This window comes from Caballeronia sordidicola (assembly GCF_002220365.1).
GTDB lineage: Bacteria > Pseudomonadota > Gammaproteobacteria > Burkholderiales > Burkholderiaceae > Caballeronia > Caballeronia sordidicola_C.
The window spans coordinates 102,903-113,051 of record NZ_MTHB01000036.1 but is presented as its reverse complement, the minus strand read 5'-3'; the positions used below and the strand labels follow the sequence as shown (position 1 = coordinate 113,051).

Below are 10,149 nucleotides of genomic sequence, written 5' to 3'. Positions count from 1 at the left end.
GCGCCTTCGGCGCGCGAGGTGGGTACGTATTTCAGCGCGTTATCGATGAGATTGCCGATCACCTCACGCACCAGCACAAGATTGCCACGCACGATCAGCGGATGCTCGTTGTCGGGATCGTCGAGCCGCTGGAAGCCCATGTCGATACGCACGGCCAGCGCGCGTGGCACCCATTCGGCGCCCGTTTCGAACGCGAGCGTGGCGTAGTCGAAGTCGACGAAACGCGCGGCCTGTTCGCCCGGTTCGGCACGAGCGAGCGAGAGCAGTTGATTCGACAAGCGCACAGCCCGATCCGCCGATGCCCGCAGCTCCTTGACGGCGTCAAGGACCTTCGTGGGGTCCTTGGCGGTCGCTGCCTGTTCGGCGTGCAGTTTCACGGCGGTGAGCGGCGTACGAAGCTGGTGGGCCGCATCGGCAATGAATTTGCGCTGGCCGTCCAGCGCCGTTTTCAGTCGGTCAAGGAGAGCGTTCATCGCGCTCGTCAACGGACGAATCTCGACGGGAACGAAGGATTCGTCGACAGGCTCCAGCGACATGTGGGTCTGCCGGTTGAGGGTATCGGCGAGATCGGTCAGCGGGTTGAGCTGCTGGTTCACCACGCGCCACACGATCACCCAGCCCGCCAGCAACAAGAGCAGTAGCGGCATCATGATCGCGACCATGAACTCGACCGCTATCCGATACCGCGAGCCCACGCGCTGAGCCACTTCCACGACAATCGGATTGCCGTGCGGCTGGTCGACGCGCACCTGCGCGGCACGCACGCTCGTGCCCTGGTAGTTCGTCTCGAAGACATACGCGTAGTGAATCCGGCGCACGTTCGTTCCGGTCAGCGGCAGATCGGGTTCGCCGGCAATTTCGCTATCGCCGTCGCTGATCCGGTAGATCAGTTGTTCGACAGGATCCGAGAACATCGCGCGGGCAAGCGGGGGCACCGTCACGGGTGCGTCGACACCCGCTAGCTGGATTTGCTTGGAGATAGCCGTGGCGAGGTCAGCCAACGAGCGGTCGACCACGTGCTGCGTGTACTGCCACGCAAGCCAGTACGCCATCAATCCGCTCATTAACGCGAGCAGCGACAGCGGCGCGGCAAGGCGGCGCAGCAGCGAGCGCCGCAGGCTGGGCGGCACGCCCGCAGACGTGGTCGCCGAGCGAGCCAGATGCAGCCAGTCGGCGCGGTCGAAACGTTCGTCGGGCGTGCGCCGGGGAGGGAATCGCAAGGTGCTGGGTTACCGCTTGTCAGGCTGGTTGTGCGATCGACAAACCGCTTACGCGGCGGTCTGCCGGATTTCCTGCAGCAAGTAGCCGAAACCTCGCACCGTCACGATTTCCACGCGGCAGTTTTCGAGTTTCTTGCGAACCCGGTGCACGTAGACTTCAATGGCGGTGTCGCCGAGATCACCGCCGAAATGCGTCAGGTGATCCTGCAACTGCGCCTTGCTGACCACGCGGCCGTGGCGCAGCAACAGCATTTCGAGCACGGCGAATTCACGCGGCGACAGTTCAAGCGGTTTTTCGTCGTTGAAAATGCGACGATCGACGCCCGACAGGCGCAAGCCCCCCAACGATACTTCCGGACGCGGTACATCGCCATGCGGGCCGCTGCGGCGCATCACAGCGCGAATGCGCGCTTCGAGTTCAGCGGGTTCAAACGGTTTGAGCATGTAGTCGTCCGCGCCGCTGTTCAGGCCCTGGACGCGGTCATGCAGTTCGTCGCGTGCGGTCAGGATAATCACTGGCGTATGACGATTGCCCTGACGGAAACGCGACAACAGCGTCATGCCGTCGATACCCGGCAAGCCGAGATCGAGAATCACCAATTCATGGCGATTTTGCGTGAGCGCTTGCTCCGCGAAAATGCCGTCGTGGACCATATCGACGGTAAAGCCGGCTTGTTCAAGGCTACTTTGAATGCCGCGCGCGATGGGGCGGTCGTCTTCGATCAGAAGGATTCGCATGGAAGTCGCTCTTATACGATGGGTTGGGCTCGATTGCGCGTCGCGGCCGCCAGCCGGAATTGCCTACCTTTCTTTACCGCGGCGCGTCCGAGTTATATCAGCAATCTTTTTACGCCAAACGCTGCACCGCGCCTCGCCGTGCAGCGATTCTCCTGCGGCTGGACAAGCCAGAATTCCCCGCTTCGCAGACGCCACCCCGCGACCACTTTCCAGCACGACCATTAGTCCCCGTGGCGACAAATTCGGTCGTTAAACGAGAGAAACGGACGGTCCAAACCGTATGCGCTGCTGATTGTACAGTGTCGGTCTGTGCCGCCGATGGACTGGAATGGTCAGAGCGCCTGGAGCATAGTGAAAGCTTACGCCTGTACGAGGGGTTTTCTTTCTCGCTGAAAGATTTCATTGTCGCAGACTTGCAAATACCTTTGTTTCTGCTTTCGAATAAGGGAGTTTCGGTCCCGTACAGGCTCTTTCCAACTCGCTTATTGCGTATTTTGAATGTCATCGTTTGTAATACGACTGTTACGCATTTGTCGCAGAAGTCAGCGTAGGTAAGCGAATGTCAGGCGGTTCAAGTTATGGAGTCGATGAACTTCGCGAGCGTTATATCGCGGTCTGTCAGACCTTTCGCCGCATGGGTGGTGAGCGTGATGTCCACCTTGTTATACACGTTCGACCATTCTGGATGGTGATCCATTTCCTGCGCTTTTATTGCCACGCGGGTCATGAAACCGAATGCCTCGTTGAAGTCAGCAAACTTGAAGCTTCGGAGAATTGCGCAGCTATCCGCAGTGAGTTGCCAGTGCTCTAACTCCGCGAGAAGTTTGGACGTTTCGTCGGCTGAAAGCTTCTTGATCATGTCGGGACCTTTTTGCGTTAGCGATGGCTATTCTGTGCGCAAGGACTACGCCTGCGACTTGGAGATCACGCGGTAAGCTTGCGTCTTTCGGCTTTTCACGCAGGATATCCACATGGTCGACCTTGATCACTTCGATCTCGCGCTGCTAGACGTTCTTCAGCGCTTCGGCCGCGCGACGCATCAACAACTCGGCGAGGAAGTGCCGCTGTCGCCCTCGCAGATCGGCCGCCGCCTGCAACGCCTCGAGGCGACCGGCGTGATCGATGGATACCGGGTGGTGCTGCGCCCCGAAAAACTCGGTCTCGGCGTGACCGCTTTCACGAGCCTTAAGCTGAAGCATCACGGCGATACCGTTATCGACCGGTTCCAGCAGCAGATCGAAGCGCTGCCCGAAGTGCTCGAATGCCATGCGACGGTTGGCGACGCCGACTACCTGTTGCGAATCGTTGCGCCGGATTTGAATGCGCTGTCTACGTTCGTCATGAAAAAGCTGATGCGAGTTCCCGGCGTAGACAGCGTGCGCTCCAATATTGTGCTGACCACATTCAAGCGCAATGGACCGCTACCGCTGGGACATCTCGCAGCCACGCCGCCGGATTCTGCTGAATAAGCTGGCGTTCAGGCCGGTTCGCTCAGCAGGTCGACATACGCGACCGGTACGAGGTCGCTCGCCGACACGCCAAGCTTCGCAAACAATTCCTCGGCTTCCTTCTCGCCGCCCGCTTCGTCGTCATCCTGGCCAAGCAGGACTTCCAGTTCGATGAAATCGCCCAGTCCGTCCACGCGGTCAAGATGAATCCGCGTGCGCCCGACGTTATACACGTGCCGCTCCTTATTCACGATGCCGCGCGTGTTCAGCGCCTGTGCGAGCAGGGCGTGGGTGGCTTCGGGGTTCGTCACCGGGCTGCGGGAGTAATACGACACCTTCGGGCCGTCGCGATCGTCGCGTTGATAGAAAATCAGTTCGGCCGGCGTGTTGTCATCGAATTGCCGCAGTTTGAGGCGGCCATTTGGCACATCGTAGAAAAAATCCTGCTGGCGGTAGATCATCGGCGGTTCGCTGGCTAGCGCTGCTGCGCGCGCCAGAAGCTGGTCGAACTGATGCGCGCGAGCCTTGATTTCGATATTGCGTGCCATCTTGAAATTTCCTGTTCACGTGGGCGCCAGATGCGCGACCCTCAGACTAACAAAGTTTGATGACCGGAGGATTTGTTGGCTTCCGGTCATGACGTTCATACCGGTTGTTCAGGCGATCAGGTCGCCCATTGATCTTCAATCAGATGTAACGCCGCCGCGATGCTCGGCTCCTCGCGGCGCTCCGCCAGCACGATGAACGAAAGCTGGGTCGGCACCGTGACGCCTTCCACGATCGTCAGCGCATGCGCGTGCGCTTCGGCCAGCGCGATGGAATCGCGCACGAGCGTCAGGCCCACGCCCGACTTGACGAGATCGAGCATTGACGGCTCCTGGTCCACTTCCGCGACTTTGACCGGCTGGACGCCGTGGGCGTCGAAGATCCGCGTCAGCAAGCGGTTATGCGCCGATTCCGGCGGTGTCCAGATCCAGGGCAGCCGGGCAAGCGCCACCCAGCCATTCGCCCCGCCTTCCGAACGGTCCGGACGGTTCACGCGCTCCTTCCAACCCGCCGGCGCCAACACGCGATACAGATACGGCTTCAACTGCACGACATGAAAGCGGTCCGGATCGCGGGGTTCATCGATTGCCGGATCGCCGATATAAAACCCCACATCGAGATCGCGCGCCTTGATGCGCTCGAGCACCCAGCCCGACATGCCATGCCGCAACGCGGTTTCGATGCGCGGATACGTCTCCACGAGCGCCCGCAAGAAGCCGCCCAGCCGCAGGAATTCGGGATCGAGGATCGTCCCGATAGTCAGGCGGCCGCTGACTTCGTGGCGAAGCGCGGCGGCCACGCGCTGGACTTCGCTCGCCGCTGTGAGGGCTCGCTCGGCGTGCGGCAGAAGGGTTTCACCGTCGCGCGTGAGGATCAGGCCATGCGATGTCCGCGAAAACAGCGTGACGCCCAGCGTCTCTTGCAGGTTCTTGATCTGCAGGCTGACGGCGGGTTGCGACACGTGCAACAGCACGGCCGCGCGCGTGAGATTGCCTTCGCGGGCAATGGTGACAAAAGCGCGGAGAAGAGTCAGGTCCATGCCTGATATTAGCCCAGCTTATAAAGCTGTTGAAGATATCTGATTGGATTGCTGCACTGCGTCCGCAGTAGGTTGTGCATTTGCTATGGAGCGAAAGCCGCCTGAAGCGGCTTGGGCAGGAGACATCGATGAAACAGGACGCGCGCAAGCTTGAGGGCGAATTTGATTACACCATCGTGGGTGCGGGAACGGCGGGCTGCGTGCTTGCCAACCGGCTGACCGAAGATGCCGATGTGAGCGTGCTGCTGCTGGAAGCCGGCGGCAGGGATAACTACCACTGGATTCACGTGCCGGTCGGATATCTGTATTGCATTGGCAATCCGCGCACGGACTGGCTTTACAAGACGCAGGCTCAAGCCGGACTCGACGGGCGATCGCTTTCGTATCCGCGAGGCCGCGTGCTGGGCGGTTGCTCGTCTATCAACGGCATGATCTACATGCGCGGCCAGCGCGAGGATTACGACGACTGGGCGCGCATTACCGGCGATCGCGACTGGTCATGGGATTCGGTGTTGCCGGTGTTCAAGCGCAGTGAGGATCACCACGGCGGTGGGAATCAATGGCATGGCGCCGGTGGTGAATGGCGCGTCGAGAAACAGCGGCTGAAGTGGAAGGTGCTGGAGACGTTCGCGCAGGCGGCTCAGGAGAGCGGTCTTCCTGCTACCGACGATTTCAATCGTGGCGACAACACGGGTGTCGGTTATTTCGATGTGAACCAGCGCAGCGGGATTCGGTGGAATGCATCGAAGGCGTTTTTGCGGCCGGCGATGAAGCGGCCCAATCTCACCATCATCACGGGTGCTCATACGCAGCGGCTGGTGATGGAGGGCAAGCGCTGCGTGGGTGTGGAATATCGTGGTGGCGAGACGGACTATCTGGCCAAGTCGCGATGCGAAGTGATTCTGAGTGCGGGCGCGGTGAATTCGCCGCAGTTGCTGGAGTTGTCCGGCATTGGGAACGGGGCGCGCCTGCAGCGGCTGGGTATTGACGTCGTGAAGGACCTGCGGGGTGTTGGTGAGAATTTGCAGGATCATCTACAGCTTAGGATGGCTTACAAAGTCCATGGCGTGCGGACGCTGAACACGTTGTCGGCGCATTGGTGGGGTAAGGCCTGGATTGGCTTGCAGTACATGTTGATGCGAAGCGGGCCGATGTCGATGGCGCCGTCGCAGCTGGGTGCGTTTGCGAAGTCCAATCCAGATGATTCGACTATTACGCGGCCGGATGTGGAGTATCACGTGCAGCCCTTGTCGCTTGACCGGTTTGGCGAGCCGTTGCATTCGTTCAATGCGTTCACGGCTTCAGTGTGTCCGTTGCGGCCGACGTCGCGGGGGAGTGTTCATATTGCGACACCGGATGCGCGGGATGCGCCTTTGATTGCGCCTGATTATTTGTCGACTGATCGTGATCGGGAGGTTGCGGTCAATGCGTTGCGTTTGACGCGGCGGATTGTGAGCGCACCGGCGTTGGCGAAGTATTCGCCGGAGGAGATCTTGCCGGGACCGGCGTTCCAGACGGACGCGGAGCTTGCTGTCGCGGCGGGGAAAGTTGGGACGACTATTTTTCATCCCGTGGGTACGTGTCGGATGGGGACGGATAACGATCCGGCTGCTGTCGTTGACTCGCGTTTGCGCGTGATCGGGGTGAGCGGGTTGCGGGTGGTCGATGCATCGGTGATGCCGACGATCACCTCAGGCAACACGAATTCCCCGACGTTGATGATCGCTGAGCGCGCTAGCGAGATGATTCGCGCCGATCGACGGTTTTTGTTTTCGCTCGCGCCGGTCGACGCAATGCCTGGTTGATATCGCTCGTAATGGCGGATGGACCGGCTCTCGGGATTCGGGATGACAACCCGGCCCGAACTGCGGAGCTTGACCTCAACCACCCGGCATAAACCCCGACGATTACATCAACACCCCGACCCGCAAACCGTCCACCGGTGCGAACGAAAATCAATGCCATCCGGTGCGAACTAAAATCCAACCTCAAAACTAAGTGCAAATCCCGATGATTGCGCTGCATCATTGGCGCGACAATAAGGCCTACGCGCGTGTTGCACCGCAGGTCTGCATCACCATTGTGCAGCACGCAAGAAGTGCAACAGCAGTGCGACAAAACCGCAACAGCGGCAGCGCAATCACCCAAGACCAACACCGCCAGCAAAATCACGGGGCATGCGCCAAAAGCGCGCCGAGCTGAAGCTGAAACAAAGGCTCAAACAAAGCACGGAAGGGGACATGATTCTCGGCGATACGATTCTGGAAACCCGCGGCCTGACAAAAGAGTTCAAAGGCTTCACCGCCGTCAACGGCGTGAACCTGCGCGTGCGTCGCGGCTCCATCCATGCATTGATCGGCCCCAACGGCGCGGGCAAAACGACCTGCTTCAACCTGCTCACCAAGTTCCTGGAACCCACCGCAGGACAAATCGTCTTCAATGGCATCGACATCACCAGCGAACGTCCCGCGCAGATCGCTCGTCGCGGTGTCATTCGTTCGTTTCAGATTTCTGCTGTATTCCCGCATCTGACAGTGATGCAGAACGTGCGTATTGGTTTGCAGCGTTCGCTCGGGACATCGTTCAAATTCTGGAAAAGCGAACGCGTCCTCAATGAACTCAATGATCGCGCCATGGACTTGCTCACGCAGGTCGGCTTGACCGATTTCGCCGATACCACCACGGTCGAACTTTCCTATGGCCGCAAACGCGCACTTGAAATAGCAACCACGCTGTCGATGGAACCCGAACTCATGCTTCTCGATGAACCCACGCAAGGGATGGGTCATGAAGATGTTGATCGCGTAACGGCCTTGATCAAGAAAGTATCGGCGGGGCGCACGATCCTGATGGTCGAACACAACATGAATGTGATCGCGGGCATCTCCGACACCATCACCGTCCTGCAACGCGGTGAAGTGCTGGCCGAAGGCAGCTACGCGGAGGTATCGAAGAACGCGCTCGTGATGGAAGCCTACATGGGCAGCGCCGACGCAGCCCTCGCCGGAGCGCACGCATGAGCACGATCATGGAAGAACGCCGCGCTGAACAATTGCGCGAAGCATCCACTCAGGAGCCGGCGCTGGAGCTCGTTGGCGCGCAAGCCTGGTACGGTGAATCGCACATCCTGCACGGCGTGGACCTGACCGTGCATCGAGGCGAAGTTGTTACGCTGCTCGGACGCAACGGTGCAGGCCGCACGACGACGCTGCGCGCGATCATGGGGCTTACCGGTCGTCGCACGGGGTCGATTCGTATCGGCGGACATGAAACCGTCGGCATGTCGACGCACAAGATCGCGCACTACGGCGTGGGGTATTGCCCGGAAGAACGCGGCATCTTTTCAAGCCTCTCGTGCGAAGAGAACCTGCTTCTGCCGCCGCTCGTGGGGCCGGCGAAAGACGCCATGTCGATCGATGAAATCTATTCGATGTTCCCCAATCTCAAGGAGCGCCGCAGCAGCCAGGGCACGCGGTTGTCGGGCGGCGAACAGCAAATGCTGGCGGTCGCGCGCATCTTGCGTACCGGCGCGAATCTGCTGCTGCTCGATGAGATATCGGAAGGACTTGCGCCTGTCATTGTCCAGACGCTCGCGCGAATGATCTTGATGCTGAAGGCGCGCGGCTACACCATCGTGATGGTCGAACAGAATTTTCGTTTTGCTGCGCCACTCGCCGATCGCTTCTATGTCATGGAGCACGGGAAGATCGTCGAGCATTTCAACTCCGGCGAACTCGAAGCGAAAATGCCGGTGCTGCACGAGCTGCTCGGGGTTTGAAATCGTTCAACGCAAGTTCAACGCATCAACATGCGGCCAACCGCAAGAACAACAACTCAACGGAGACTGTAATGAAGAAGAAGACCCTCGCGCGCTTGTCGGGAATCTGCCTGGCGCTTGCCGCTGCCACCGCATCGCTGATGGCCGGCAACGTCCAGGCAGCCCCTGGCGACACGGTGAAGATCGGCTACATCACGGACTTGTCCGGCCTGTATGCGGACATCGACGGGCAGGGTGGCCTCGAGTCCATCCGCATGGCGATTGCGGATTTCGGCGGCAAGGTGAACGGCAAGCCGATCGAACTCGTCTACGCGGATCACCAGAACAAGGCAGACATTGCAGCTTCGCGGGCACGTGAATGGATCGACCGCGACGGCGTGAACGTGATCATCGGCGGCACGAATTCGGCGACGGCGCTCTCGACCAATCAGGTCGCCATTGAGAAGCATATCCCGTACATCAATATCGGCGCGGGCGCGGATAACCTGACCAACGAACAGTGCTCGCCGTACACGGTCCACTACGCGTACGACACCATGGCGCTCGCCAAGGGCACGGGCTCGGCGGTGACGAAGCAGGGCGGCAAGACGTGGTTCTTCCTGACAGCCGACTACGCGTTCGGCAAGGCGCTGGAAAAGAATACGTCGGATGTGGTGAAGGCGAACGGCGGTCAAGTGCTCGGCGCGGTCCGTCATCCGTTGTCGGCCTCTGACTTTTCTTCGTTCCTGTTGCAGGCGCAATCGTCGAAAGCGCAGGTGCTGGGTCTGGCGAACGCAGGCGGCGACACGATCAACTCGATCAAGGCGGCGAAGGAATTCGGCATCACCAAGACGATGAAGATCGCAGCGCTGCTGATCTTCCTCACCGACATCCACAGTCTCGGCCTCGAAACCACGCAAGGCCTGGTCGCAACTGACAGCTGGTACTGGAACAAGGACGCAACGACGCGCGCCTGGGCACAGCGCTACTTCGCCAAGATGAAGAAGATGCCGACGAGTCTTCACGCCGCCGATTACTCCGCGGTCACCACGTACCTGAAAGCGGTGCAAGCGGCTGGCACGACGGATAGCGACAAGGTGATGGACCAGTTGCACAAGGCGAAGATCAACGACTTCTACACGCAAAATGGCTACATCCGCGCGGACGGAAGCATGATCCACGACATGTACCTGATGCAAGTGAAGACGCCGGCGGAATCGAAGGAAGCTTGGGATTACTACAAGATCACCGCGACCATCCCGGGCGACCAGGCTTTCGACACCAAGGCAGAGTCGCGCTGCGCGCTGTGGAAGTAAGCGGCCGGGTTTTAGCGGCACGGTGGATCCAGCTGTGACGCGTAGGGCGCTGACGCTTAAGCGCTGTCCGTGGTCCGCATGATCG

Annotated in this window: 9 protein-coding genes and 1 pseudogene; 5 read left to right on the top strand and 5 right to left on the bottom strand. The window is 59.9% G+C overall.

Annotated features, from left to right (window positions below):
- The 3 genes and pseudogenes from BSU04_RS06220 to BSU04_RS06210 form a co-directional block, all read right to left on the bottom strand.
- A partial coding sequence (locus tag BSU04_RS06220) for a sensor histidine kinase (RefSeq protein ID WP_256982229.1) occupies positions 1 to 1,160 on the bottom strand: 1,160 nt, incomplete at its 3' end.
- 108 nt (positions 1,161 to 1,268) lie between these two features.
- Positions 1,269 to 1,958, bottom strand: a complete 690-nt coding sequence (locus BSU04_RS06215) for a response regulator (RefSeq protein ID WP_031364554.1) — start codon at positions 1,956 to 1,958, stop codon at positions 1,269 to 1,271.
- Positions 1,959 to 2,529: 571 nt separating this feature from the next.
- Positions 2,530 to 2,829, bottom strand: a pseudogene (locus BSU04_RS06210) (4a-hydroxytetrahydrobiopterin dehydratase); the annotation flags it as partial.
- A 100-nt stretch (positions 2,830 to 2,929) separates the two neighbouring features.
- Here BSU04_RS06210 and BSU04_RS06205 point away from each other — a divergent pair.
- Positions 2,930 to 3,427 carry an Lrp/AsnC family transcriptional regulator gene (locus tag BSU04_RS06205; RefSeq protein ID WP_089159775.1) on the top strand — a complete coding sequence of 166 codons (498 nt, stop codon included), beginning with the start codon at positions 2,930 to 2,932 and terminating at the stop codon, positions 3,425 to 3,427.
- Between the two features lie 8 nt (positions 3,428 to 3,435).
- Here BSU04_RS06205 and BSU04_RS06200 read toward each other — a convergent pair whose 3' ends face one another.
- Positions 3,436 to 3,954 (bottom strand): class IV adenylate cyclase, encoded by a 519-nt coding sequence (locus BSU04_RS06200; RefSeq protein WP_089159774.1) that lies wholly within the window; start codon positions 3,952 to 3,954, stop codon positions 3,436 to 3,438.
- Between the two features lie 116 nt (positions 3,955 to 4,070).
- Positions 4,071 to 4,991, bottom strand: a complete 921-nt coding sequence (locus BSU04_RS06195) for a LysR family transcriptional regulator (protein ID WP_089159773.1) — start codon at positions 4,989 to 4,991, stop codon at positions 4,071 to 4,073.
- A gap of 128 nt (positions 4,992 to 5,119) precedes the next feature.
- Here BSU04_RS06195 and BSU04_RS06190 point away from each other — a divergent pair, with 128 nt between their 5' ends.
- The 4 genes from BSU04_RS06190 (at position 5,120) to BSU04_RS06170 (ending at position 10,064) form a co-directional block, all read left to right on the top strand.
- On the top strand, positions 5,120 to 6,796 hold the full coding sequence (locus BSU04_RS06190; RefSeq protein WP_089159772.1) for a GMC family oxidoreductase: 1,677 nt from the start codon (positions 5,120 to 5,122) through the stop codon (positions 6,794 to 6,796).
- Between the two features lie 435 nt (positions 6,797 to 7,231).
- On the top strand, positions 7,232 to 8,011 hold the full coding sequence (locus tag BSU04_RS06180) for an ABC transporter ATP-binding protein (protein WP_089159770.1): 780 nt from the start codon (positions 7,232 to 7,234) through the stop codon (positions 8,009 to 8,011).
- Positions 8,008 to 8,769 (top strand): ABC transporter ATP-binding protein, encoded by a 762-nt coding sequence (locus BSU04_RS06175; protein ID WP_089159769.1) that lies wholly within the window; start codon positions 8,008 to 8,010, stop codon positions 8,767 to 8,769. Before BSU04_RS06180 ends, BSU04_RS06175 begins: the two co-directional genes overlap by 4 nt.
- A 71-nt stretch (positions 8,770 to 8,840) precedes the next feature.
- The gene (locus tag BSU04_RS06170; RefSeq protein ID WP_089159787.1) at positions 8,841 to 10,064 is read left to right on the top strand and encodes an ABC transporter substrate-binding protein; all 1,224 of its coding nucleotides are present in this window, start codon (positions 8,841 to 8,843) and stop codon (positions 10,062 to 10,064) included.
- Positions 10,065 to 10,149: the final 85 nt, after the last annotated feature.